We start from the raw sequence: 25,215 nt of genomic DNA, 5'->3' as shown, positions 1-25,215 counted from the left end.
GTTAACACGTCTCATCCGGCAAAGCGTATTACGCGTCCGGGAATTCGCGGATAAAGCGTTCTACATCTTCAACCATATGGTCGTTACCTACGAAGAAGGAGCGACGCTGGTGCAGGCTTTCCGGGGTGATATCCAGAATGCGATCCTTACCATCGCTCGCTTTGCCGCCCGCCTGCTCGGCCAGGAAGGCCATCGGATTGCATTCGTACAGCAGACGCAGCTTCCCTTGCGGGTGGCTGGCTGTGCTTGGGTACAGGTAGATCCCGCCTTTGAGCAGATTACGATGGAAATCCGCAACCAGAGAGCCAATGTAGCGCGAGGTGTACGGGCGCTGAGTTGACTTATCTTCTTCCTGGCAGAATTTAATGTACTTCTTCACGCCGTTCGGGAATTTAATATAGTTGCCTTCGTTAATGGAGTACGTGCTGCCTTTCGCTGGGAAGCGCATACGTTCCTGGCTGAGGCAGAATACGCCCAGAGAAGGATCGTAGGTGAAGGCGTGTACGCCACAGCCGGTGGTATACACCAGCATGGTGGAAGAACCATAAACAACGTAGCCCGCAGCAACCTGCTTGTTGCCTGGTTGCAGGAAATCCTCTTCCGTGACCGGCGTGCCGACTGGGGTTACGCGGCGATAAATAGAGAAAATCGTACCGACAGAGACGTTAACATCGATGTTGGATGAGCCATCCAGAGGATCCATCAGCACAACATATTTTGCGTGTTCACAGCCTTCAAAGACGACGATTTCATCTTCTTCTTCCGAGGCAATGCCCGCCACAATGTCGCGCGCCTTCAGTGCAGCTTTCAGTTTTTCGTTCGCGAACAGATCGAGTTTTTGCTGAACCTCTCCCTGCACGTTCTCAGCACCGCTGGCACCCAGGATATCGACCAGACCGGCCTTGTTGATATCGCGGTGGATGATCTTGGCGCCCAGCTTTATTGCCGACAACAAAGCAGTGAGTTCACCGGTAGCATGAGAAAACTCGTGCTGCTTTTCGACAATAAATTCACCTAACGTTTTCATAACACTTTCCCTGCAATTTATGTGGAGTAAAGCGACCGCAACAATATTAACAAATATTTCCATTGTCGCGCTTAGGTGAATCGCGCCAGCAAACTACGGAATATCCTGAAATGCGTTTCTCACTTGCCGGACATGTGCGTAAAATGGCCCCCAGATTAAAAAAGGATAGTGACGTATGCGCATTCATATTTTGGGAATTTGTGGCACTTTCATGGGCGGTCTGGCGATGCTGGCGCGCTCACTCGGTCATGAAGTAACCGGTTCGGACGCCAATGTGTATCCGCCGATGAGTACCTTACTTGAGAAGCAAGGCATTGATCTGATTCAGGGTTACGATGCCAGCCAGCTCGATCCGCAGCCGGACCTGGTGATCATTGGCAATGCCATGACCCGGGGTAATCCGTGTGTGGAAGCGGTGCTGGAAAAGAACATTCCGTACATGTCCGGCCCGCAGTGGCTGCATGACTTTGTGCTGCGCGATCGTTGGGTACTGGCGGTTGCGGGGACGCACGGCAAAACCACCACCGCCGGAATGGCGACCTGGATCCTCGAAGCCTGCGGCTATAAGCCTGGCTTTGTGATCGGCGGCGTACCGGGTAACTTTGAGGTTTCCGCGCGTCTGGGTGAGAGCGACTTCTTCGTGATTGAAGCGGATGAGTACGATTGCGCCTTCTTCGATAAGCGTTCTAAATTCGTACATTACTGCCCGCGTACGCTGATCCTCAACAACCTTGAGTTCGATCACGCGGATATTTTTGACGATCTGAAAGCGATCCAGAAACAGTTCCACCACCTGGTGCGTATCGTGCCGGGCCTGGGACGCATTATCTACCCGGAAAACGACATCAATCTGAAACAGACGATGGCGATGGGCTGCTGGAGCGAACAAGAGCTGGTTGGTGAACAAGGTCACTGGCAGGCGAAAAAGCTGACCACTGATGCATCCGAATGGGAAGTGTGGCTGGACGGTGAAAATGTTGGCGTGGTGAAGTGGGGCCTGGTAGGCGAGCACAACATGCACAACGGTCTGATGGCGATTGCTGCCGCGCGCCATGTTGGCGTCGTGCCTGCGGATGCAGCCAATGCGCTGGGCTCGTTTATCAACGCCCGTCGTCGTCTTGAGCTGCGCGGCGAAGCCAATGGCGTGACGGTGTATGACGATTTCGCCCATCACCCAACGGCCATTCTGGCAACGCTTGCGGCGCTGCGCGGTAAAGTGGGTGGCACGGCGCGCATCATCGCGGTGCTGGAACCACGCTCGAACACCATGAAAATGGGCCTGTGCAAAGATGACCTGGCGCCGTCGTTAGGGCGTGCGGACGAAGTGTTCCTGCTGCAACCCCCGCATATTCCGTGGCAGGTAGCAGAAGTCGCTGAAGCCTGCGTTCAGCCTGCGCACTGGAGCGGCGATGTGGATGCGCTGGCAGATATGGTGGTAAAAACTGCACAGCCTGGCGATCACATCCTGGTGATGAGTAACGGCGGGTTTGGTGGCATCCATCAAAAACTGCTGGATGGCCTGGCGAAGAAAGCCCAGGCAGAAGAAGAGTAAAAAAATGCCCGGTGGCGCTACGCTTACCGGGCTTACGATCCGTTGTGGGCCGGATAAGGTGTTTACACCGTTATCCGGCACTTTCTCAGGAGCACGATCTCCGTTGCCATCCGGCCTTCTGGTTACGCCATACTTCTCAACGGAATGGGAAGCCTCCATATGGAAATTTATAACTCAGATCGCAGAAATTAATTTCTAAATCATAAAATCTATTTCCGCTTTTCCCTTGCTAATATCCCCTCGAGAGCCAATGTGGCGTAAGTGCCACATAATAAAAGGTGCGCTCCATGCGAAAAAATTTAACCAATAATGAACTGCGAGTTTATAAATTCTGTCAGGAGAACCCTGCTGATGTTTATAAAATGAAAATTCATGAACTGGCAGATCGCGTTTATACTACCGCGCCATCTATTTCTAAGTTGGTAAAAAAATTAGGCTTTAATAATTTCCAGGAGTTTAAGGTCAACATTCGGGACGTATTCTCCAGATCGCAAAACTCGCAGCACCATAACGCGTTTGTTAGCGAATATATACAAGAAATGCAGGATGCTTTAACCAGAGTGTCTGAGAATAAAGTCAAAGTCTTTTGTGATTTTTTGTCCGACTGCAATACGATTATCACCTGGGGATACGGTACATCAGATAGCGTGGCGAACTATGTTAGCTATAATCTGATGGTGCTGGGCTTTAATATCCTCAATGAAACAGACTACACCAACTGTAATGTCCGCAGCCGCTTTCTGACCGCTAACGATTGTATGCTGATTGTTTCCAACAGCGGTGAGTCAGAAATGCTGGAAGAGATAATTTTTAATGCCAGAAAAAACGGCATCAAGGTGGCCGCGATTACCAGCCGGGAAAACTCTACGCTGGCGCTTAAGGCCGATGCGGTCTTGATCTACAAAAACGCCATTATTAAAGATACTGCTTTCGAAAATATAAGCTATCCGATCCAGATAGCCATCGTAGATATTATGCTTTTCCATTTATCCAATGTCAGAAAAGTGTCGTTGAAATTTAATTCAAAAGTAGAAGACTAATGAAAAAACTAAAACTCGTGGTGATTGGCGCGGGTAGCAGCTATACGCCAGAACTGATTGAAGGGGTAATTAAAAACTACCACCAGCTTCCCATCTCTCACATCGCTTTTGTCGACGTTGAAATGGGTAAAGAGAAAATGAACATCATTTTCGATCTCACCAAAAGAATGCTTGCCAAAGCAAATTTACCAATTGATGTCATCCAAACTTTTGACCGCAAAACAGAGCTGCTGGGTGCCGACTTCGTGGTGACTCAACTGCGCGTCGGTGGTATCGATGCCCGAATTGTTGATGAAAAACTGCCGAAGTCATACGGTTTTATTGGCCAGGAAACCAACGGCGCGGGCGGGATGTTCAAAGCTCTGCGCACCATTCCGGTCATCATTGAAATAGCGAATGAAATGAAGGCGATTTGTCCAAACGCCTGGCTGATTAACTTCACCAATCCAGCTTCCATGGTGACAGAAGCGGTACTCAAATACAGCCACAACAATCGGGTCATCGGCCTGTGCAATGGTCCTGTCAATATGACCCATCAGGTGGCCAGGCTGCTGAATGCCAACGTAGAGGATTTATACGTCGAGTTCAAAGGCTCCAACCATATGAACTTTATTACCAAAATTTTGCATAACGGCGTCGACCGTACCCGCGAAACCATCGAGATAATCAACGCCGCCGACGTCGATGCACTGAGCTTTAAAAACATCAGCAATGAGCAGTTTAATAAAGAGCTGCTGGTCGCCACCAATCTGATCCCCTCTTCCTATTTAAAATACTACCTCAAGACGACTGAAATGCTGGCCGAGCAGGAAGCAGCCGAGCAATCACGAGGTGAGATCGTCAAAAATATCGAAGCCGAACTGTTTAAAAAATACAGCGACGTTACGCTTCAGGATAAGCCTAAAGAGCTGGAAGCCCGCGGCGGTGCGCTTTATTCCACCGCCGCGCTGAACGTTATTCGCGCTATTTACCTCGACGATAAGAGCATTCAAACCGTCAACGTTCGTAACGGCGGTGCTATCACTAATTTACCGGAAGAGGCGGTAGTTGAAGTGAACTGTGTGCTTACCCGTAATGGTCCGATTCCAATTTGTACTGGCGAGATCCCATCTCCTGCGAAAGGGATTGTTTCCATGATGAAAGACTATGAAGCGCAGATCGTCAAAGCCGCCGCCACCGGCGATTATCAAGCGCTTATTTCAGGCTTTATTTTCAACCCATTATGCTCAAGCGATACTTCGGGGGTGTCGTTAGTCAAAGAGATGCTGCTGGCCAATAAAAAGTATCTTCCTTTATTCGCCAAAAAGATTGAATCACTTTAATAGCGAGAAGAAACGGATGAAATGTACAACGTTTGATACCAATGCCGCGCTGGCTGAACAGGTCGTTAGGGAGCTATCCGCGCTCAAACCACATTCTCGCGTGCTGATCCCCTCCGGTAGCACGCCTCACTGGATTTACGAAGCACTGGCAGCGACACCGTTTGCCGAACGCCTTACCTTCTTTGCGCTGGATGAGTGGGTCAACGTGCCCAGCGAATCAGATGGCAGCTGCCTGAACATGATTAATCAGGACTTTGTGCACAAATGTGCCTATCCGGTGCGGTTAGTCCATTTCAATCCGTTTGCCTCTACGGCACAAAATATTGCCCATTACCAAACCGCGCTCAACGGTGAAGAGTTTGACTATGTAATTCTGGGCGTGGGAATGAACGGGCATATCGGCTTAAACGAGCCGGGCGTGCCGTTTGATGAGGATTATCTACAAACTCAACTGGATGACGTAACAATTAACGTTGCCAGCCATAAATACTTCTCCGGAGATGTCACCCTCACCGAGGGTATTACCGTCGGGCTGAATAAAATCATCAAAGCTGGAAAGGTGATTGTCATCATCAACCACGATACGAAAAAAGATATTTATCAGGAGATTGTTAACGGCGATGCGCACCACACTCAGGTTCCTGCCATCTATATCAAGCAGTTCCCGCAGGTTAATTATTACGTGACAAAAAACCTTATAGGGTAAGCGGGCATGAGCATAACCTCTCTACTCGAACAAAAGATGTTGCCACTGGCCGAGAAAATCTCGTCAAACATCTACCTGACCGCACTAAAAAATGCGTTTATTGCCCTGATTCCCTTTTTGATTGTCGGTTCATTTTTCGTATTGTTAACCAACTTTCCTGTTAACGGCTATCACGAGTTTATGAGTTCGCTGTTAGGGGAAGGCGTGCTGGATAAGCTCAATTACGGGATTAACGCCAGCTACGGATTAATGACGCTGCTGGTGATTATCACCTTCTCAAAGGAGTTAGTTGAAAAGCTTAATCTCAGCCAAAGTTCCGCTATTTTACCGGTGGCGATCTTCTTCTTAATGTCGCCTGGTCATATTACGACAGGATCGGGAGAAATCGTCGCCGATGCTTACGCGCTGCTCGACTTTAGCTCTGAATCGATGTTCTTAGGGATTATCGTCACTGTGGTCACCATCAAGGTGGTTCAGTTTCTGGAAAACAGAGCTTTTACCATCAAGATGCCTGCGAGTGTCCCGCCAGAGATTGCCAGGTCGTTTAAATCGCTGGTACCTATCTTCTTAGTGCTACTGTTCTGGATTATCGTCAAGGTGCTGTTTGAGAACACGCCTTTTGGTACGCCGGGGAAATTTATCAGCGTCATGCTGCAACAGCCGTTGCTGTATCTGGGGAATTCCCTCTTATCGCAACTGATTGCTGAGATGATGATCAGTTTCTTCTGGTTCTTTGGGATCCATGGCGACTCTATCATGACATCCGTAATGGGGCCTATCTGGCAAACGCTCAGTGCGCAGAACCTGGCGCAAACTCAGGCCGGGCTGGTAGCGACCAACATCATTACTCAGCAGTTCAGGGATGTCTATTTGATTGCCGGCGGTACGGGTTTTACCGGGGCACTGTTGATTAGCATCTTTATGGTTGCCAAAAGTACGCGATTAAAGCAGCTCTCACGGCTGGCGGCACCGGCGGCAATTTTTAACATTAATGAGCCGGTTATTTTTGGTTTGCCAATCGTGCTTAATCCGCTGATGCTTATCCCGTTTATCATTACCCCAATGGTGCTGTGTACGGTTACTTATGTGGTTATCGCATTCGGCTGGGTTCCCCCCACCTCTGGTATCTCCATTCCCTGGACAACGCCGATCTTTATTTCTGGTTTCCTCACCACCGGGATTTCAGGCATTGTTTTACAGGCCGTGAATCTGGTTATCGCCACCGCGATTTATACACCGTTCGTGAAGATTTTAGATAAGCAGTATCTGCATGAAGAGAGCCTGTCAGAGAACGCTATGGGCGAAATGCAGCCCCAGCAGTAAGAGCACAGAATCCAGGCCGGATGAAGTATTTACATCATCCGGCACTTTCTGCAGACGAAGAGATTAGATTTCGTTTTCCGCCAGTTCACGCAGATACTGGAAAATCTGACGTGCTGATTTTGGCGGCTTGTTGCCTTCTTGCTCTTTCTTCGCATTGCGAACCAGAGAACGAAGCTGCTGGCGATCGGCGTTTGGCCACAGGTTCAGCACTTCCGCTACCGCATCATCACCTTCGGTGATCAGGCGATCGCGCAGTTGCTCAAGCTTGTGAAACAGTACAACCTGTTGGTTGTGACGGTTTTTCAGCTTGTCCAGCGCCTGACGGATAGGATCAACATCGCGCTGGCGCAACATTTTGCCAATCAGCTGCAGCTGGCGGCGGCGACCTTCCATCTTAATACGCTGGGCCAACTCAATCGCGGCACGTAAATCCGCGTCGAGCGGGATTTTATCCAGCGCGTTTTTCCCCAGTTTTACCAGTTCCACACCCAGGTGTTTTAACTCCTCGGCGTCACGTTTTATTTCACTTTTACTAACCCAGATAATTTCATCGTCTTCGTCTTCGATGTCATCACCGGGAACGTCGTCGAGCCAGTCTTCGGGCTGCTTAGTCATGTCAGGCTCCTTAAAAAAAGAGGCTAATGTTACCAGTTAAGATGCGCACTGAAAAACGGTTCTCTGTTAGACTTCAGAGAAACTCTCTCTACATTATGGCATTTGCGATGAAAGTAATCTCACAAGTTGAAGCGCAGCGTAAGATTCTGGAAGAAGCGGTCTCGACGGCACTGGAATTAGCGTCAGGTAAGTCGGATGGCGCGGAAGTCGCTGTGAGCAAGACCACGGGTATTAGCGTCAGCACCCGTTATGGTGAAGTGGAGAACGTAGAATTCAATAGCGATGGCGCGCTGGGGATTACGGTTTATCACCAAAACCGTAAGGGCAGCGCATCGTCCACCGATTTAAGCCCGCAGGCGATTGCACGTACCGTGCAGGCCGCGCTGGATATTGCACGTTACACCTCACCGGACCCGTGCGCGGGCGTGGCAGATAAAGAACTGCTGGCCTTTGATGCGCCCGATTTGGATCTGTTCCACCCGGCGGAAGTGTCCCCTGACGAAGCTATCGAACTGGCAGCCCGCGCGGAACAGGCGGCGCTGCAGGCCGATAAGCGTATCACCAATACCGAGGGTGGCAGTTTTAACAGCCACTATGGCATCAAAGTGTTTGGTAACAGTCACGGGATGCTGCAGGGCTACTGCTCCACGCGTCATTCTCTTTCCAGCTGCGTCATCGCGGAAGAAAATGGCGATATGGAGCGTGATTACGCCTACACCATTGGCCGGGCGATGGGCGATCTGCAAACGCCGGAATGGGTGGGGGCAGACTGTGCTCGCCGCACCTTATCTCGCCTCTCTCCGCGTAAACTTTCCACCATGAAAGCGCCGGTGATTTTTGCCAACGAAGTGGCGACTGGGCTGTTCGGACATCTGGTCGGCGCGATTGCCGGTGGTTCGGTGTACCGTAAATCCACCTTCCTGCTCGACTCGCTGGGCAAACAAATTCTGCCGGAATGGCTGACTATTGAAGAACATCCGCACCTGCTGAAAGGGCTGGCGTCGTCGCCGTTCGATAGCGAAGGCGTTCGGACCGAACGCCGTGACATTATTAAAGACGGTGTGCTGACCCAATGGCTGCTGACCAACTATTCCGCACGTAAGCTGGGACTGAAGAGCACCGGTCATGCGGGCGGGATCCACAACTGGCGAATTCCGGGACAGGGTCTAAGCTTCGAGCAGTTGCTCAAAGAGATGGGCACAGGTCTTGTGGTTACCGAGCTGATGGGGCAGGGCGTTAGCGGCATTACCGGCGATTACTCTCGCGGCGCGGCGGGTTTTTGGGTCGAAAACGGCGAAATTCAGTATCCGGTGAGTGAAATTACCATCGCCGGGAACTTAAAAGAGATGTGGCGCAATATTGTGACCGTAGGCAACGATATTGAAACGCGCAGTAATATTCAGTGTGGTTCGGTATTGTTACCGGAGATGAAAATCGCCGGGCAATGATACTCGTTAAGGCGTTAATTTTTTAATAATAAAAAAGGAAGTGAGCAATGCGTAAACACCTGTTAGCGATCGTCGCGGCTTCAACGCTGGTTCTTGGTTCTTCTGCGTTTGCAGCCGATCTCGAAGATGACATGGGGATCCTCAACGACAACCTGAAGATCGTCGAAAAAACGGACAATGCGACTGAACTGAAAGACGCGTTGACCAAAATGCGTGCAGCCGCGCTGGATGCTCAAAAGGGAACGCCGCCGAAGCTGGAGAGCAAATCCCCGGACAGTGCGGAGATGAAAGATTTCCGCCATGGCTTTGACACGCTGATCGGTCAGATTGACGGCGCGCTTAAACTGGCGAACGAAGGTAAAGTCAAAGAGGCGAAAGCCGTTGCGGAAGACCTGAAAAAAACGCGCAACGAAAACCACAAGAAGTTCCGCTAATCTACTCTGTCCGGCCTGCATAACCGTAGGCTGGATAAGACGTTGCGCCACTGCATCCCATAAGTAAACGCTATCCCCATCACATTTTTTCATTTTTATCGTCCATTCATTGTTCGCATTTCCTTCCATTTTGCTGCTCACTCTTGCGATCTCAATCACATTCTTCCAGTGATTAATCGTGGTCCCGGCCCTTTTTGCGGCACAGATCACTATCGCTGCGCCCCTTTCCACTTCGAAGTGGAAAACAACTCGCTACAAACTTTTAACCCCCACCGCTAAGTTAACCTCAGAGCCACTAGTGGGGTAAGACGAGTGAATAACGGAGCTGTAATGAATGACATGGGGGAATCGGTGGAACTGGCCGACCGCATGCTGGCGCAGGTGTATGCCTTGCTGCGTGAACGCCACATTATTCCCAACGCTGTACAGGAACAGATGCTGACGTCGCATGTTCGCGCCATGGCGCACCGCTCGGTAACGGGTGAACCCTTACCAGAAGTCGATGCCAGCTTGTTTGATGAAATTTCTGCCGAATCAATGGCGCTTGCCCGCGACGTGGTCGCTGAGTTTGGCAATCTTCCTGAGGAAGAGGCCTGGCTGCTGTCGGTGCACTTCGAAGTCGCGAAAGACAACCTTTAAGGAGCAAAAGATGGAACAGATTACCGTAGTGATTGGCGATCGTCTGGGTAAAGGCCAGAAAGTGGCGGCAGGCGTTGAGAAAGCGGGCGGCCGTGCGGTTGTGGTGCCGGGCGTTGCGGCAGATATGAAGCTGGGTGACGTGATGAAAGCGGAAAACGCCACCTTTGGTATCTCGTTTTGCGGCAGTGGCGGCGCGGGTGCGATTACCGCGCAGACCAAATACGGCTACAAGGCGAAATACGGCATGCGCTCGGTTGATGAAGGGGTCACGGCCATCAACGAAGGTTGCAACGTGCTGGGGTTCGGTTTTATGGACAAAGAAGAACTCGGTGAGCGCCTGGTACAGGCGTGGCAAAAGAAACACGGCGCTTAAGCATGAAAGAACAATTCACCACCACGGTGAGAGTCACTGGCAAGGGCGAGGCCAAAGCGCGCGCCTTTGCCGATGCCCTGAACCACGTTCAGGCAGCGGTGATGAAAGCGTCGCCGCATATCTTACTGCGTATTGAGCCACAGGATGTGCAGGTTGTTCAAGCGCGTGAATCGGTGCGCAAAGAGGCATTTTTATTCCTCTTTTTGCGCCGGGAAAGACGCACCTTCAGCGTGGAGCTGGACGTGACCGTCAACGTGACTGCCATCAATCTCGACAAGGTGGATTTCGTTACGCAACGCTGATTCTTTATTAAAAGGCATAATTATGTTCCTGATAATATTAATAAAATCGCTCATCATCGGCGGCCTGGTTGGCGTCGGTGTCGGCGCTGGGGCTGCACGCATGTTTCATGCGCCTACCACTCAAGGGATGGGCGCGTTTCGTACTCTGGGAGAACTGAATTCCTGCGAAGGGGATCCGGCTTCTCACTTCTCGTTCGGCCTGGGCTTCTTCTTTAACGCCTGGGCTTCCTCTGTTGCGGCGGGGGCGTTCACTCAGGACGTCGACCATCGCATCATCCCCAACTGGGGCGCTGCTGCGCTGATGGTTAAAAACCGCAACGTCGGTGAAACGCTGCACGATCCCAAGCGCATGGCGATTGCCTGCGGCGTTATCGGGATGATCGTCGTGACCTTCCTGAACCTCACGGCGTCATCCGTACCGGAAGCGTTGCAGGTGACAGCCGTCAAGGTGCTGGTGCCTGCGGCTAACCTGCTGGTTAACACCGTGATGCCGGTGATCTTCTGGCTGGCGGCGATCGATGCCGGTAAAAAATCAGGCTTCTGGGCCACCGTCTTTGGCGGCGCGGCGCAGTTGATTATGGGCAACGCCGTTCCGGGTCTGGTCCTTGGCATTCTGATCGGTAAAGGCGTGGAAGAGAGCGGCTGGAACCACGTCACTAAAGTGATGATGGTGGCTATCGTCGCGCTGTTTGTCCTGAGCGGCTTCTTCCGCGGCTTCGACATGAAGATGATCGAATCCTTCCATCTGACCGTGCCTAACTGGCTCGAACTGATCCACAACTCGCTCAGCGGCAAATAACGGAGGCCATCATGGAACAGAATAAAGGTTTTTGGTTCGCTGACTGGTCGTTCCCGATCTTCGTTGGCCTGCTCTCCTCTGGCGTATTTGCCGGAACGCACATGTACTACCTGTACGGTATTGGCGCATTTAACGAAGTCGCTTTTGTGGCGATGCTGAAGGCGGGAATGGACACCGGCTCCTACGGGGCGGTGGCGGCATTTGGTGCAAGCTTCCTGTTTGCCCGCATCATTGAAGGTTCGCTGGTGGGGATTCTGGATATTGGCGGGGCGATTCAGACCGGGGTCGGGTTAGGTGTTCCGGCGCTGCTGTTGGGCGCAGGTATTATCTTCCCGGTTGCCAACTTCGCAGCGTCGCTGGTCACCGGTCTGGTGATTGGTCTGGCGATTGGCTACATCATTATTCTGGCGCGTAAGTTCACCATCAATCAGAGCGACTCGACCTACGGTGCGGATGTCATGATGGGGGCCGGTAACGCCTCCGGCCGCTTCCTCGGACCATTGATTATCCTCAGCGCGATGACGGCGTCTATCCCTATCGGCATCGGTTCACTGGCGGGCGCGCTGCTGTTTTACCTGTGGCAGAAACCGATCACCGGCGGGGCGATCCTTGGGGCGATGATCCTCGGGTCCATCTTCCCGATTGCCATTAGCTAACTGTTGATTTGTAGGCCGGATGAGGCAGTTGCGCCGCCATCCGGCAAAGGAGAGAGCGATGTTTGATTTACTCCTGCGCCGTGCGCGCCTCGTTGACGATACGGTGAGCGATATTGCGCTCAAAGACGGCAAAATTGCGGCGTTGGGCGACGTTGATGGCCCGGCGCTGAAAACCATCGAACTGGGCGGCGAGTACTACGTCAGCGCAGGTTGGATTGATTCCCACGTTCACTGCTATCCGAAATCCCCGATTTATCACGACCAGCCGGACAGCGTCGGTATAGCTACCGGCGTTACCACGGTGGTGGATGCGGGTAGTACCGGGGCGGATGATATCGATGATTTTTATACCCTGACCCGGGAAGCGACCACCGAAGTGTATGCGCTGCTGAATATTTCCCGCGTTGGGCTTATCGCCCAGAACGAGCTGGCTAATATGGCCAACATTGACGCCGATGCGGTGCGACAGGCGGTGAAGCGCCATCCTGATTTTATCGTCGGCCTGAAGGCGCGCATGAGCAGCAGCGTGGTCGGTGAAAACGGCATTACGCCGCTGGAGCGCGCCAAAACGATGCAAGCGCAGAACGGTGACCTGCCGCTGATGGTGCACATCGGCAACAATCCGCCGGATCTGGATGAGATCGCCGAACGCCTGACCGCGGGCGACATCATTACCCACTGCTACAACGGTAAGCCGAATCGCATTCTGACGCCGCAAGGCGAGCTGCGAGCGTCAGTGACGCGGGCGATTTCACGCGGTGTGCGTCTGGACGTTGGGCATGGCACCGCCAGCCTGAGCTTTGCGGTGGCAAAACGCGCTATTGGTCTGGGCATTTTGCCGCACACCATCAGCTCCGATATTTATTGTCGCAACCGTATCAGCGGCCCGGTGTATTCCCTGGCGAATGTGATGTCGAAATTTCTCGCTATTGGGATGTCGCTACCGCAGGTCGTTGAGTGCGTTACTGCCAATGCCGCCGATGGTCTGCGCCTGAAACAGAAAGGGCGACTGCAGGTTGGTCTGGATGCCGATTTAACCCTCTTTACGCTTAAGCGCCAGCCAACCGTGCTGGTAGATGCAGAAAACGACAGCCTGCAGGCTGAACAACTGCTGGTGCCGCTTGCCGCAATACGTGCGGGCAAGGGCTATATGACCGAACAAGGGAGCGCGGAACATGCCTTCGATTTTTGAGAAATACAATTTAAAACAGGTGATTAACACCTCAGGCCGCATGACGGCGCTCGGCGTTTCTACGCCACGACCAGAAGTGGTTCAGGCCGCAATGGCGGGGATGAATCAATATTTTGAGATGAAAGACCTGGTCAATAAGACCGGTGACTACATTGCGAAATTGCTGGAGGTGGAAGGGGCTACCGTCGTCTCCTGCGCTTCGGCCGGAATCGCCCTGTCAGTGGCTGGAGTGCTGGTTAAGGACAGCGACTGGCTGCTGGAGAACCTGCACGTCGCGCCGATCGAGAACAACGAAATCGTGCTGCCCAGAGGCCACAACGTCAACTTTGGCGCTCCGGTTGGCACCATGGTGGCGCTCGGCGGCGGCAAGCTCGTGGAAGCGGGTTATGCCAACGAATGTTCCGCCGCTCAGCTGGCGGCGGCCATTACGCCACGCACGGCGGCCATTCTGTATATCAAATCTCACCACTGCGTCCAGAAAAGCATGCTCAGCGTGGAACAGGCTGCGGTGGTGGCGCGTACGCATAATCTGCCGCTAATCGTGGATGCGGCGGCGGAAGAGGATTTGCAGTGCTACTACCGGGTTGGTGCGGATCTGGTGATTTATAGCGGTGCGAAAGCGATTGAAGGGCCAACCAGTGGCCTGGTGATTGGCAAAACCCAATACGTTGAGTGGGTGAAGCGCCAGACCGCGGGGATTGGTCGGGCGATGAAGGTGGGCAAAGAGGGGATTCTTGGCCTGACCTGCGCCATCGAACTGTATCTGAACGCGCAGAAAGAGAGCGGCGCGGAGATGGTCGAGAAAATGACGCCGTTCATTAATGCGTTAAACCAGCTTCACGGCGTAAGCGCCCGCGTGGTGTGGGACAGCGCAGGGCGCGACATCGCGCGCACGGAAATTAAGTTTGACGAAGCGGTAACCGGGATCGCCACAGGTGAACTGGTCGACGCGCTCAAGCAGGGAGAGTACGCGATTTACTTCCGTGGTTACAAAGCTAACGAAGGCATTATCGAAGCCGATGTGCGCAGCGTGGATCGCGCGCAACTGGAGATTGTGGCCCGTCGAATTGGTGAAGTGATTTCGCAGGAGAAAAAAGCATGAAACTGACCCCTAACTTTTATCGCGACCGCGTCTGCCTGAACGTGCTGGCGGGCTCCAAAGAAAATGCCCGGGATATTTACGCGGCGGCGGAAGGACACGTGCTGGTCGGTGTGTTGTCAAAAAATTACCCGGATGTCGCAAGCGCGGTCGCGGATATGCGTGAATACGCAGCGCTTATCGACAATGCCCTCTCCGTGGGGCTGGGGGCGGGCGATCCAAACCAGTCGGCGATGGTCAGTGAAATCTCCCGTCAGGTGCAGCCACAGCATGTTAATCAGGTCTTTACCGGCGTGGCGACCAGCCGCGCGCTGCTGGGTCAGCAGGAGACGGTGGTCAACGGTCTGGTCTCGCCAACTGGCACACCGGGCAGGGTGAAAATCTCCACCGGTCCGCTGAGCAGCCAGACGCCGGACGGCATTGTGCCGGTAGAAACCGCGATTGCGTTGCTCAAAGACATGGGGGGGAGCTCGATTAAATACTTCCCAATGGGTGGCCTGAAGTGCCGTGAGGAATACATTGCAGTTGCCCAGGCCTGCGCCCGCCATGACTTCTGGCTGGAGCCAACTGGCGGTATCGATCTGGATAATTTCACTGAAATTTTGCAGATCGCCCTGGATGCCGGAGTGAGCAAAATCATTCCTCACATCTATAGTTCGATTATTGATAAGGTGAGTGGTAACACCCGCCCGGACGACGTGCGCCAGCTGATGGCGATGACCCGGGCCTGCGTAGGCTAACTGACTGATGAGGAAACTGACGTGCGATTCCCCAACCAACGTTTAGCGCAGCTGTTTGGCATGCTGCAAAACGAAGCGCTTCCACAGGACGAGCTGGCGCAGCGGTTGTCGGTTTCCACACGCACCGTACGGGCGGATATCACTGCGCTAAACGCGCTGCTCACCCAGTACGGCGCGCAGTTTGTCCTCAGCCGGGGTAACGGTTATCAACTCAAAATTGACGACCCGGCACGTTATCATGCCCTGCAAACGCAGCGGCCCGACGCGTTGCTGCGCATCCCTCGCACCAGCCAGGAGCGGGTGCACTGGCTGGTGGTTCGTTTTCTGACGTCGGCCTTTTCGCTGAAGCTGGAGGATTTGGCTGATGAATGGTTTATCAGCCGCGCGACGCTGCAAAACGATATGGCTGAGGTGCGCGAGCATCTGCAACGTTATCATCTGACGTTGGAAACGCGCCCCCGTCACGGTATGAAACTGTTTGGCAGCGAGATGGCGATCCGCGCCTGTTTGACCGATCTGCTATGGACGCTGGCACAGCAGGATCCACAGCACCCGCTAGTGACGCAAGAGGCACTAAATGCCGGGATCCCTGAACAGCTACAACCTGTTTTGCAGGATATTTTTGCCCGTTTTCACATTCGCCTGACCGATGAGGGTGAGCTGTTTTTGCGGTTGTACTGCGCGGTGGCGGTACGGCGGATTAGCGAAGGGTATCCCCTCCCGGAGTTTGCCGCAGAAGAAGCCGAGCAATCGGTGTGCCTGGCCACGCGGGAAATCGCAGCGGTACTGCACCGACTGGCGGATAAACCGCTTACCGTTTCCGAAGAGAACTGGCTGCAGGTGCATATCGCCGCCCGCCAGGTACAAGAGATCGCCCCCAGCGCCATCAATGCGGATGATGACGAAGCGCTGGTCAATTACATCCTGCGTTTTATCAACAGCCAGTACAACTACAACCTGTTGAATGACAAACAGTTACATGCTGATCTGCTGACGCATATTAAGACGATGATCACCCGGGTGCGTTACCAGATAATGATCCCCAATCCGCTACTGGAAAATATTAAACAGCACTACCCGATGGCGTGGGACATGACGCTGGCCGCCGTCTCGGGATGGGGAAAATATACGCCGTACACCATCAGTGAAAATGAGATTGGCTTCCTTGTGCTGCATATTGGCGTCGGGCTGGAGCGTAGTTACAACATCGGTTATCAGAGGCAGCCGAAAGTTCTGCTGGTATGCGATGCTGGAAATGCGATGGTGCGGATGATTGAGGCGGTGCTGGCGCGTAAGTATCCGCAGATAGAAATCGTCGATACTGTGACGCTACGCGACTACGAACAGCGGGAAAGCATCAGCGAAGATTTCGTCATCTCTACCGCGCGGGTTGGTGAAAAAGATAAGCCTGTGGTGATGATTGCACCGTTCCCTACCGATTATCAACTGGAGCAAATTGGCAAACTGGTGCTGGTCGACAGAACCCGTCCGTGGATGTTGAACAAATTCTTCGATGCCGCCCATTTTCGTGTGATCGACGAGCCAATGGATCAACAAACGTTGTTCAACGTTTTATGTCGCCAGTTGCAGGATGAAGGCTTTGTCGATGCGGAGTTTCTTGATTCGGTGGTTGAACGTGAGGCCATCGTCAGCACCATGCTGGGTGACAGCATTGCCCTGCCGCACGCCCTCGGTCTGCTGGCAAAGAAAACGGTGGTCTACACCATCCTTGCCCCGCAGGGTATCGCCTGGGGGGATGAAACGGCGCATGTGATCTTCCTGCTCGCCATCAGCAAAAGCGAATACGAAGAAGCGATGGCGATCTACGATATTTTCGTCACCTTCCTGCGCGAGCGCGCGATGACGCGACTCTGCGCATGCCGGAATTTCAGCGAGTTTAAAACGGTTGCAATGGAGTGTGTGAGCCGTTTTTGAGAGGCGTTTTTCAGAAATGAAAGTAATGCCACTGTAATGCATTACACGTCTTTTTTCTCTGGAGGCATAATGGCCACGCTTAACGTCCGTCTGGTTGAACTATGAGCTGGTTTTTGATCCTCGAGCGTTAAAAGAGTTCAGTTTGGATATGGAAAAATATTGTATGGAAAGCCTGTTTTCGAACTGATTCCACTTTCGCCGTTGGGTGAGCCTTCGCACTATAAGGGGTTTGGCGGGATAAGATAGCCTGAATGCGATACCAGAAGAGTAATAACCCTCCAATAATAAAAAATAATCTGATAACATCACTATATTATTAACAGAGTTATTTATATGGATTATATAAAATGGAGATTTATTAGTTATGGCTATTCCTGCTTACCTTTGGCTAAAAGATGATGGTGGTGCTGATTTAAAAGGTAGTGTTGATGTTCATAATCGTGAGGGGAGTATCGAAGTTATAGGTTTTGGTCATGGTCTTTTCCTTCCAACAGACAACAACACGGGAAAGATAACCGGAACAAGAATTCATTCTGCTATAACCTTTGAAAAAGAGTTCGATTATTCAAGTCCATACCTTTATAAAGCAGTAGCAACAGGCCAGACGCTGAAATCAGCAGAATTTAAATGGTATAAAATTAATGATGCAGGCCAGGAGGTTGAATATTTTAATATGTTTCTTCAGAGTGTGAAAGTTGTTTCTGTTTGCCCTGTGATGCATGACTGTAAAAATCCAGCTATGGAAAAACACAATCATATTGAAGCTGTCTCTTTACGTTATGAGAAAATAACGTGGAAGCATTGTGACGGGAATATTATTTTTTCTGATTCATGGAATGATAGATGATCAGATGTACGTTCTATTTAAACGGTGGTAGCCTTTCAACGCTAAGTTGTCCGGGCGTGGGTTTTTTCCCCGCTTATTCAGGAAACTCGGGGCTACATCGTAATAACCCAGATTCGACAAATGTAAAAAATATCGGGCCATTACCGCCTGGGAAATATTATATCGTAAGCCGTCCTCTTGGTGGAATAAGAACAATGGTTTATGACTATTTTTCTTCACAAATAAGCGGTTCAGATCGTGATGTCTGGTTTGCTCTTTTTCGTGAAGATGGGCAGGTCGATGACATCACATTTTTCGAATCAGTTTCACGTGGACAATTCAGGTTACATCCTGCAGGATATGAGGGAGTAAGTAATGGATGTATTACTCTTCCTGGTAAATCACACTACATGCTCTTAAGAGATGCTCTCTTAAGCGAACATAATGCAGTAATGAAGGTGACATCATCATTAACTGCATATGGAACTATACAGGTATATTAATGAAAGCATATCATTTTGTTATTTTCTGGATTGCTCCAATGTTGAGTTGGGCTGCATTTATGTTTTTGTTGTATTTTTGTCTTCCATTCGGTGATTTACTTAAAAAATACAATGAATACCTCGGTGACATAGGTGGTGAGAGTTGGGATAATCGCATCAGTGAAATAGTTATTTTTGGCTCGGCGTTTATAAATTGTATTTTTATCTGGTGTGTGGCTAAATTTATAATATATCATCGGAATAAAAATAGTTAACATCTCTGATGAACCGCGTTAACGCAAATGATGCACAACCTGATTACTGCTGCCGCGCCAGATTAGCGCCGGGTCTTTGAGATCCTGCACGTATTTGCCATCGACCAGCACGTTGATGAGATCGACAACCTGCATTTGCGCGGCATCGAGTTCATCGAGCTTGTAGCCGGTCCACACCCAGATGTCTTTTCCCGGACACTCAGCGCGAATGCGCTGCACCAGTTGCAGAATATCCGGCACGTTTTGTGGATGCAGCGGATCGCCGCCGGAGAGCGAGATCCCCTGACGGTGAATACGCGAGTCGTTCAGATCGGCAATGATCTTGTCTTCCATCTCTTTGCTAAACGGCTGGCCGGAATTGAGCCGCCAGGTGCTTTTGTTATAGCAACCTGGGCATTCATGCACGCATCCTGAAACAAACAGGGTACAGCGAGTGCCGGGACCGTTAACGATGTCGACAGGGTAATACTGATGGTAATTCATTTTCGCTTCTCATCCGTTTATCAATTCGCGCCATAGCTGCGTTCGTGCGCCCGAGTCACTTACTTATGTAAGCTCCCCGGGACTTACTCATTTGCTGCCTTGCTATGACGTGAATTGCGTTGCGGAAATAATGGCCCGAAAAGCGTCGCATCGCCGGGCAATAAAATCGTCTAAATTAACCGATCTGCCCGTTCCCTAAATGCTTAACGCGGCGCTTCACTTCTTCCTGCTTACCGGCGTTAAACGGACGTGCGTCCGGACTGCCTAAATAACCGCAGACGCGGCGGGTGACCGATACGCGGGCGGCGTCGTGGTTACCACATTTCGGGCAGGTAAAACCTTTGCTGGTGCACTCAAATTCACCGGTAAAGCCGCACTCGTAGCATTCATCGATTGGCGTGTTGGTCCCGTAATAGGGCACGTGCTGATAGCTGTAATCCCAGACGTCTTCCAGCGCTTTCAGGTTGTGCTGAATATTCGGGTATTCGCCGTAGCAAATGAAGCCCCCGCTTGCCAGCGGCGGGTACGGCGCTTCGAAATCGATCTTGTCGTACGGGTTAACCTTCTTCTCCACATCGAGATGGAAGCTGTTGGTGTAGTAGCCTTTGTCGGTCACGCCCGGGACCACGCCAAATTCGGCGGTATCCAGACGGCAGAAACGGTCGCACAGGTTTTCACTTGGCGTGCTGTACAGGCTAAAGCCGTAGCCAGTTTCGTCTTTCCACTGATCGACCGCCTGACGCAGGCGTTCCACAATGGCGATACCTTTGGCGCGCAGCTGCTCGCTGTCATACACATGCTTGTCGCCAAACAGCGCATTGATGGTTTCGTGAATACCGATGTAGCCCAGAGAGATGGATGCACGACCATTTTTAAAGATTTCTGACACGTCATCGTCCGCTTTCAGACGCACGCCACAGGCCCCTTCCATATACAGAATTGGCGCCACGCGGGCCTTCACGCCTTCCAGGCGCGCAATGCGGGTCATCAGCGCTTTACGCGCCAGCACCAGACGATCGTCAAGCAGTTTCCAGAAGGTGGCTTCATCGCCATGCGCTTCCAGCGCGATACGCGGCAGGTTGAGGCTGATAACGCCGAGGTTGTTACGCCCGTCGTGAATCTGCTCGCCGTTCTCGTTTTCCCACACGCCGAGGAAGCTGCGACAGCCCATTGGCGTTTTGAACGAGCCGGTCACTTTGACGACCTGATCGTAGTTCAGGATGTCCGGATACATACGCTTGCTCGCGCACTCCAGTGCCAGCTGCTTGATGTCGTAGTTCGGATCGCCAAACTTGTGGTTCAGACCGTCACGAATCGCGAACACCAGTTTCGGGAACACTGCGGTTTTACGATTTTTACCCAGGCCGGCAATACGGTTACGCAGAATGGACTGCTGGATCAAACGCGATTCCCAGCTGGTTCCCAGACCAAAACCAAAGGTCACGAACGGCGTCTGACCGTTGGCGGTATGCAGGGTGTTCACTTCATACTCGAGAGACTGGAATGCGTCGTAGCACTCTTTCTCGGTACGGGAATGGGCATAACCGTCGGCGTCCGGGATCTGCCACTCTTCAGCGGTTTTACGATGTTTATTAAAGCTCTCGGTAACGAACGGCGCGAGAACTTCATCAATACGGTTAATGGTGGTGCCGCCATAAATATGGCTGGCGACCTGCGCGATAATTTGCGCGGTGACGGCGGTCGCGGTAGAGATGGATTTTGGCGGTTCAATCTCCGCGTTACCCATCTTAAAGCCCTGCGTCAGCATGCCTTTCAGGTCGATCAGCATGCAGTTAAACATTGGGAAGAACGGAGAGTAGTCGAGATCGTGATAGTGAATATCACCACGCTCGTGCGCCTGGACGACATCACGCGGCAGTAGGTGCTGACGCGCATAGTGTTTGGCAACGATACCGGCCAGCAGGTCGCGCTGGGTCGGGATCACTTTGCTGTCTTTGTTGGCATTTTCATTCAGCAGAGCAGAGTTGGTTTGCTCAACCAGACCACGAATTTCCTGGTTCAGACGGCCACGTTTTTCACGCTGGATATCACGGTCGTGGCGATATTCGATGTACGCACGGGCGAGTTGTTTGTACGGGCCAGACATTAACTGGTTTTCTACCGCTGTCTGGATCTCGTTGATATCGACCTTGCTGCGCTCATTCATCTGGCTACTAACGACTTCTGCGACGGTGGCACAGTAATCTGCGTCATCGACTCCCGCTGCTTTAGCTGCACGCAGAATGGCTTCTTTGATGCGCTCTGATTTAAACGGCACTTTACAGCCATCTCGTTTCATCACATGCGGTGTCATGATCACTCCATATTTATAAGAACAGGTTATCCACAGAGGTTGGGGAGGCCATCAGGGCTTTATTCATCTCTATTGCCAATGACTTCCCGCAATCCTGACCCACTTTATCCACAATTCCACCGTGAAGCGGTGCACTGTAGTTGTAGCAATTGTAGTCGATTAATACAACATATTGGGTCGGCGTGCATTTTAAGTTCTATATGTAGTGATTTGCATCAAGGATGTTTACGATTTATTTGATGTAGCGCAAAGTAAAAATCGGAGCGTACAGATGACGGGCACTACAGCCGATTGTAAATTGTGGGCAGAAAATTCTGATTAATTATTCAACAAAAACAGAAAGGTAAGCTGAGCGTATGCATCAAAGCCCGGCAGCGTTATGCGTACCGGGCCTGAACATAATTGCAAGCTATTTTTGCAACCACCAGACGGCTTCAAAAGGACGCAGCGTCATGTCTGCGGGTTGGCTGGCGACCTCGGCATAGTTGTGCATCAGCACCTGCCAGTTGCCGTCGGTCTGGGTCGGCTGCCAGCTCTGATAGGTATCGCTCAGATTAGCAATGACCAGCAACCGCTGTCCTTGCCATTCACGTTGATAGCACCACAGATGCGGGCTGTCCGGTAGCAGATCCTGATAGTCGCCCCAGGTAATAACCGGCTCTGCTTTACGCAATGCGATCAGCTTCTGATAGGTATAGAACACCGAGTCGGTATCGCGCAGCGCTGCCGCCACGTTGATATCCGCTGCGTTGTCGCACAGATTGATCCACGGCTCACCCTGGGTGAAGCCCGCGTGTTTGCTGGCATCCCACTGCATCGGCGTGCGGCTGTTATCGCGCGATTTACTGGCGAGGATCGCCAGCAGCTCTTGCGCATCGCGCCCCTGGCCGTTCAGGGTGGCAAACATGTTATGGCTTTCCACATCGCGGTAATCGGTAATCTGGCGGAAGTGCGGATTGGTCATGCCGATCTCTTCACCCTGGTAGATGTAGGGCGTGCCCTGCATACCGTGCAGCACCATCGCCAGCATTTTTGCGGCCGGAACGCGGTATTTACCTTCATCGCCAAAACGCGACACGATGCGTGGCTGGTCGTGGTTACACCAGAACAGCGCGTTCCAGGCCTGATTGTGCATGCCTTGTTGCCAGTGGCGGAATAGGGTTTTGAGCGCCACATAGTCGGGTTTGGCTAACGTCCACTTCTCACCGTTGGGGTAATCCACTTTCAGGTGGTGGAAGTTGAAGGTCATCGACAGTTCGCTGCCATCGAGTGCGGCGTACTGCTGGCAGTTTTCCAGCGTGGTGGAGGACATTTCTCCGACCGTCATCAGGCCGCGGGGCGTGAAGACGTCGCGATTCATTTCACGTAAAAACGCATGCGCACGCGGGCCGTCGGTATAAAAACGCCGCCCATCGCCGTCGGGATCGCTCGGGAAGTCCTGATCTTTAGAGATAAGATTCACCACGTCGAGACGCAGCCCGTCCACGCCGCGATCGGCCCAGAACTCGCACACTTTTTTTAGCTCGGCGCGGACCGCCGGATTCTCCCAGTTCAGGTCTGCCTGCTCCGGAGCAAAGAGGTGCAGATAGTACTGCTCGCTTTCGGCGTGCCAGCCCCAGGCGCTGCCGCCAAATTTGGAGCGCCAGTTATTCGGGAGACTGTCTGGCGTGCCGTCGCGCCAGAGGTAAAACTGACGATACGGGCTGTCTTTATCCAGCGCCTCGCGAAACCAGGGGTGCTGGGTTGAAGTGTGGTTAAACACCATATCGAGAATAATACGGATGCCGCGCGCTTTCGCCTGCGCCACCAGTTCGTCAAAGTCTGCAAGCGTTCCGTAGGCCGGATCGACAGACATGTAATCCGCGACGTCGTAGCCGTTATCAACCTGCGGCGAAATATAGAACGGCGTTAGCCAGATGGCATCAACCCCCAGCGTTTGCAGATAGCCGAGGCGCTGCGTCACGCCGCGTAAATCGCCGGTGCCGCTGCCGGTGGTGTCCTGAAAACTCTTGGGGTAAACCTGATAGATGACGCCGTTTTGCCACCAGTGGGGAATATTCATGGTTGTTTCCTGGAAATACGATGGGGCGCAACTGCGCCCCGAAGAAAAGTTAGACAATTTGTAGTGTGCCCATACGGTGTTTACGCTGATAAACGAATGAGGTCAGTACCATGGGGATAACAATCGCAATGACCATTGCCATGCCAAATACCTGCCAGTAAGTCGGCTGGATGGAGAGGATGCCCGGCAAACCGCCGACGCCAATTCCGTTCGCCAGCACACCGTTCAGGCCGCACAGCAGTCCGGCGAGACCGGAACCGATCATCGCGCACAGCATTGGGAAGCGGTATTTCAGGTTGATCCCGTACATGGCCGGTTCAGTGACCCCGAGATAGGCGGAAATCGCGGCAGGAACGGAGATTTCACGTTCATTGTGTTTGCGACTGGAGATGATGATCCCGACTACCGCAGAGGCCTGAGCTATATTCGACAGTGCGATCAGCGGCCATACCGGCGTACCGCCCATGCTCTGAATCATCTGCATGTCGATAGCCAGCGTGGTCTGATGCACGCCGGTTATCACCAGCGGGGCATACAGGAAGCCGAACAGCGCTGCGCCAATCGGGGCAAAGCTACCGGTCAGCAGGTGACGGACCGCAAACGCGACACCGTCGCCGATCATGCGGCCAAACGGACCAATAAAGGCGTGCGCGAGGAATACCGCGAGGATCAACGAGCACACCGGGACGATCACCAGATACAGATAATCCGGGACGATGCGTTTCATGCGTGTTTCAATAAACCCGAGCGCCAGACCGGCCAGCAGTGCCGGAATAACCTGCGCCTGATAGCCCACTTTCTCAATGCTGAACAGGCCGAAGTTCCACACTTCCGGTACCTGTTGACCGAGTAGATAGGCGTTCATTAGCTGCGGTGAAACCAGGGTCACGCCCAGCACAATACCGAGGATCGGCGTACCGCCCATTTTCTTCACTGCTGACCAGCAGATCCCGACCGGCAGATAGAAGAAGATCGCTTCGCCAATTAGCCACAGGAAGTCGTAAAGGGTTTTCAGCGAAGGGTACATCTGCGCCAGCGTCTGCCCGTTGCTCATGGGCAGATCGCCAATCACATTACGGAACCCCAAGATCAAGCCGCCGCTAATCAGCGCTGGCAGCAGCGGGAAGAAGATCTCCGCAAAATGAGAAATCAGCTGTTCGTGCCATTTCATATTCTGCCGCGCGGCTTTTTTCGCCTGCTCTTTGTCGGCGCTGGCCTGACCGGTTGTCGCCAGCAGCGCTTTGTAGTAATCGCCCACTTCGGTGCCAATCACTACCTGAAACTGCCCGGCGTTGGTGAAGCAGCCTTTGACCATCGGCAACTGTTCGATCTCTTTTGGCCTGGCATTCGCAGGCTGATTCAGCACAAAACGCAGGCGAGTAATGCAGTGACTAACCGTGGCGATATTGTCGCGCCCGCCTACCAGCTCAATCAGCCGGTCGATGTCTGCTTGTTTAATTTTGCTCATTATTAAGCCCTATTGTTGACCTGCCGCCAGAGTATATCGTCGATGATTTTTTAAAAATGGGAACGTTCCCGAAACGCAGCGAAGATCACAAATTAACGCTCAG

At 52.3% G+C, this 25,215-nt stretch carries 25 protein-coding genes; 19 read left to right on the top strand and 6 right to left on the bottom strand.

The window, feature by feature from the left end:
- Positions 1 to 28: 28 nt before the first annotated feature.
- Positions 29 to 1,027, bottom strand: a complete 999-nt coding sequence (fbp, locus tag HVZ39_RS22115) for a class 1 fructose-bisphosphatase (RefSeq protein WP_016151459.1) — start codon at positions 1,025 to 1,027, stop codon at positions 29 to 31.
- A 175-nt stretch (positions 1,028 to 1,202) separates the two neighbouring features.
- On the opposite strand from fbp, the gene mpl reads away from it, so the two are divergent.
- From mpl to HVZ39_RS22090, 5 genes are all read left to right on the top strand, one after another.
- Positions 1,203 to 2,579, top strand: coding sequence for a UDP-N-acetylmuramate:L-alanyl-gamma-D-glutamyl-meso-diaminopimelate ligase (mpl, locus tag HVZ39_RS22110; protein WP_169330418.1), 1,377 nt, complete (start codon positions 1,203 to 1,205; stop codon positions 2,577 to 2,579).
- Between the two features lie 287 nt (positions 2,580 to 2,866).
- Complete coding sequence (locus tag HVZ39_RS22105) at positions 2,867 to 3,619, top strand: MurR/RpiR family transcriptional regulator (protein WP_016151461.1); 753 nt, start codon at positions 2,867 to 2,869, stop codon at positions 3,617 to 3,619.
- The gene (locus HVZ39_RS22100) at positions 3,619 to 4,941 is read left to right on the top strand and encodes a 6-phospho-beta-glucosidase (protein ID WP_181632980.1); all 1,323 of its coding nucleotides are present in this window, start codon (positions 3,619 to 3,621) and stop codon (positions 4,939 to 4,941) included. The genes HVZ39_RS22105 and HVZ39_RS22100 overlap by 1 nt, the downstream gene beginning before the upstream one ends.
- A gap of 16 nt (positions 4,942 to 4,957) precedes the next feature.
- Positions 4,958 to 5,647 (top strand): 6-phosphogluconolactonase, encoded by a 690-nt coding sequence (locus HVZ39_RS22095; RefSeq protein WP_181632979.1) that lies wholly within the window; start codon positions 4,958 to 4,960, stop codon positions 5,645 to 5,647.
- Positions 5,648 to 5,653: 6 nt separating this feature from the next.
- The gene (locus HVZ39_RS22090; RefSeq protein WP_181632978.1) at positions 5,654 to 6,970 is read left to right on the top strand and encodes a PTS transporter subunit EIIC; all 1,317 of its coding nucleotides are present in this window, start codon (positions 5,654 to 5,656) and stop codon (positions 6,968 to 6,970) included.
- Positions 6,971 to 7,033: 63 nt separating this feature from the next.
- On the opposite strand, the gene yjgA is transcribed toward HVZ39_RS22090, so the two are convergent.
- Positions 7,034 to 7,585, bottom strand: a complete 552-nt coding sequence (gene yjgA, locus HVZ39_RS22085) for a ribosome biogenesis factor YjgA (protein WP_181632977.1) — start codon at positions 7,583 to 7,585, stop codon at positions 7,034 to 7,036.
- Positions 7,586 to 7,680: 95 nt separating this feature from the next.
- Here yjgA and pmbA point away from each other — a divergent pair, with 95 nt between their 5' ends.
- The 14 genes from pmbA to HVZ39_RS22015 all read left to right on the top strand — a co-directional run bounded on the left by pmbA (position 7,681) and on the right by HVZ39_RS22015 (position 18,785).
- Positions 7,681 to 9,033: a metalloprotease PmbA gene (gene pmbA, locus HVZ39_RS22080; protein WP_003830385.1), complete on the top strand. Its 1,353-nt coding sequence runs from the start codon at positions 7,681 to 7,683 to the stop codon at positions 9,031 to 9,033.
- A 47-nt stretch (positions 9,034 to 9,080) separates the two neighbouring features.
- Positions 9,081 to 9,467, top strand: a complete 387-nt coding sequence (gene cybC / locus HVZ39_RS22075) for a cytochrome b562 (RefSeq protein ID WP_016155540.1) — start codon at positions 9,081 to 9,083, stop codon at positions 9,465 to 9,467.
- A gap of 330 nt (positions 9,468 to 9,797) precedes the next feature.
- The gene (locus HVZ39_RS22070; RefSeq protein WP_016151467.1) at positions 9,798 to 10,106 is read left to right on the top strand and encodes a PRD domain-containing protein; all 309 of its coding nucleotides are present in this window, start codon (positions 9,798 to 9,800) and stop codon (positions 10,104 to 10,106) included.
- Positions 10,107 to 10,116: 10 nt separating this feature from the next.
- The gene (locus tag HVZ39_RS22065; protein ID WP_003830384.1) at positions 10,117 to 10,479 is read left to right on the top strand and encodes an SFCGS family glycine-rich protein; all 363 of its coding nucleotides are present in this window, start codon (positions 10,117 to 10,119) and stop codon (positions 10,477 to 10,479) included.
- Between the two features lie 2 nt (positions 10,480 to 10,481).
- Positions 10,482 to 10,781 (top strand): DUF4312 family protein, encoded by a 300-nt coding sequence (locus HVZ39_RS22060; protein WP_016151468.1) that lies wholly within the window; start codon positions 10,482 to 10,484, stop codon positions 10,779 to 10,781.
- Positions 10,782 to 10,803: 22 nt separating this feature from the next.
- Positions 10,804 to 11,580, top strand: a complete 777-nt coding sequence (locus tag HVZ39_RS22055; protein ID WP_005134210.1) for a DUF4311 domain-containing protein — start codon at positions 10,804 to 10,806, stop codon at positions 11,578 to 11,580.
- An 11-nt stretch (positions 11,581 to 11,591) separates the two neighbouring features.
- Positions 11,592 to 12,236 (top strand): DUF4310 family protein, encoded by a 645-nt coding sequence (locus tag HVZ39_RS22050; protein WP_003830379.1) that lies wholly within the window; start codon positions 11,592 to 11,594, stop codon positions 12,234 to 12,236.
- 58 nt (positions 12,237 to 12,294) lie between these two features.
- A complete protein-coding gene (locus tag HVZ39_RS22045) occupies positions 12,295 to 13,428 on the top strand; it encodes an amidohydrolase/deacetylase family metallohydrolase (protein WP_181632976.1) in 1,134 nt (377 codons plus the stop codon).
- On the top strand, positions 13,412 to 14,530 hold the full coding sequence (locus tag HVZ39_RS22040) for a DgaE family pyridoxal phosphate-dependent ammonia lyase (RefSeq protein WP_104651653.1): 1,119 nt from the start codon (positions 13,412 to 13,414) through the stop codon (positions 14,528 to 14,530). Before HVZ39_RS22045 ends, HVZ39_RS22040 begins: the two co-directional genes overlap by 17 nt.
- A complete protein-coding gene (locus HVZ39_RS22035) occupies positions 14,527 to 15,267 on the top strand; it encodes a KDGP aldolase family protein (protein WP_016151471.1) in 741 nt (246 codons plus the stop codon). Before HVZ39_RS22040 ends, HVZ39_RS22035 begins: the two co-directional genes overlap by 4 nt.
- Before the next feature lie 21 nt (positions 15,268 to 15,288).
- On the top strand, positions 15,289 to 17,202 hold the full coding sequence (locus HVZ39_RS22030; RefSeq protein WP_094761005.1) for a PRD domain-containing protein: 1,914 nt from the start codon (positions 15,289 to 15,291) through the stop codon (positions 17,200 to 17,202).
- Positions 17,203 to 17,566: 364 nt separating this feature from the next.
- A complete protein-coding gene (locus HVZ39_RS22025) occupies positions 17,567 to 18,049 on the top strand; it encodes an Hcp family type VI secretion system effector (protein WP_047499923.1) in 483 nt (160 codons plus the stop codon).
- Positions 18,046 to 18,531, top strand: a complete 486-nt coding sequence (locus HVZ39_RS22020; protein WP_016151474.1) for a DUF2778 domain-containing protein — start codon at positions 18,046 to 18,048, stop codon at positions 18,529 to 18,531. Before HVZ39_RS22025 ends, HVZ39_RS22020 begins: the two co-directional genes overlap by 4 nt.
- Positions 18,531 to 18,785 carry a hypothetical protein gene (locus HVZ39_RS22015; protein WP_181632975.1) on the top strand — a complete coding sequence of 85 codons (255 nt, stop codon included), beginning with the start codon at positions 18,531 to 18,533 and terminating at the stop codon, positions 18,783 to 18,785. The genes HVZ39_RS22020 and HVZ39_RS22015 overlap by 1 nt, the downstream gene beginning before the upstream one ends.
- 18 nt (positions 18,786 to 18,803) lie before the next feature.
- On the opposite strand, the gene nrdG is transcribed toward HVZ39_RS22015, so the two are convergent.
- The 4 genes from nrdG to treB all read right to left on the bottom strand — a co-directional run bounded on the left by nrdG (position 18,804) and on the right by treB (position 25,112).
- Positions 18,804 to 19,268, bottom strand: a complete 465-nt coding sequence (nrdG, locus tag HVZ39_RS22010; protein ID WP_065554560.1) for an anaerobic ribonucleoside-triphosphate reductase-activating protein — start codon at positions 19,266 to 19,268, stop codon at positions 18,804 to 18,806.
- A 175-nt stretch (positions 19,269 to 19,443) separates the two neighbouring features.
- On the bottom strand, positions 19,444 to 21,582 hold the full coding sequence (nrdD, locus tag HVZ39_RS22005) for an anaerobic ribonucleoside-triphosphate reductase (RefSeq protein ID WP_016151477.1): 2,139 nt from the start codon (positions 21,580 to 21,582) through the stop codon (positions 19,444 to 19,446).
- A gap of 409 nt (positions 21,583 to 21,991) precedes the next feature.
- On the bottom strand, positions 21,992 to 23,644 hold the full coding sequence (gene treC / locus HVZ39_RS22000; protein ID WP_181632974.1) for an alpha,alpha-phosphotrehalase: 1,653 nt from the start codon (positions 23,642 to 23,644) through the stop codon (positions 21,992 to 21,994).
- A gap of 49 nt (positions 23,645 to 23,693) precedes the next feature.
- Positions 23,694 to 25,112: a PTS trehalose transporter subunit IIBC gene (gene treB / locus HVZ39_RS21995; protein WP_049283018.1), complete on the bottom strand. Its 1,419-nt coding sequence runs from the start codon at positions 25,110 to 25,112 to the stop codon at positions 23,694 to 23,696.
- Positions 25,113 to 25,215 lie beyond the last annotated feature (103 nt).

The organism is Citrobacter sp. RHB35-C21, assembly GCF_013816515.1.
In the GTDB taxonomy this organism is placed as follows: Bacteria; Pseudomonadota; Gammaproteobacteria; order Enterobacterales; family Enterobacteriaceae; genus Citrobacter; species Citrobacter braakii.
This window is presented reverse-complemented; position numbering and strand designations above follow the sequence as displayed.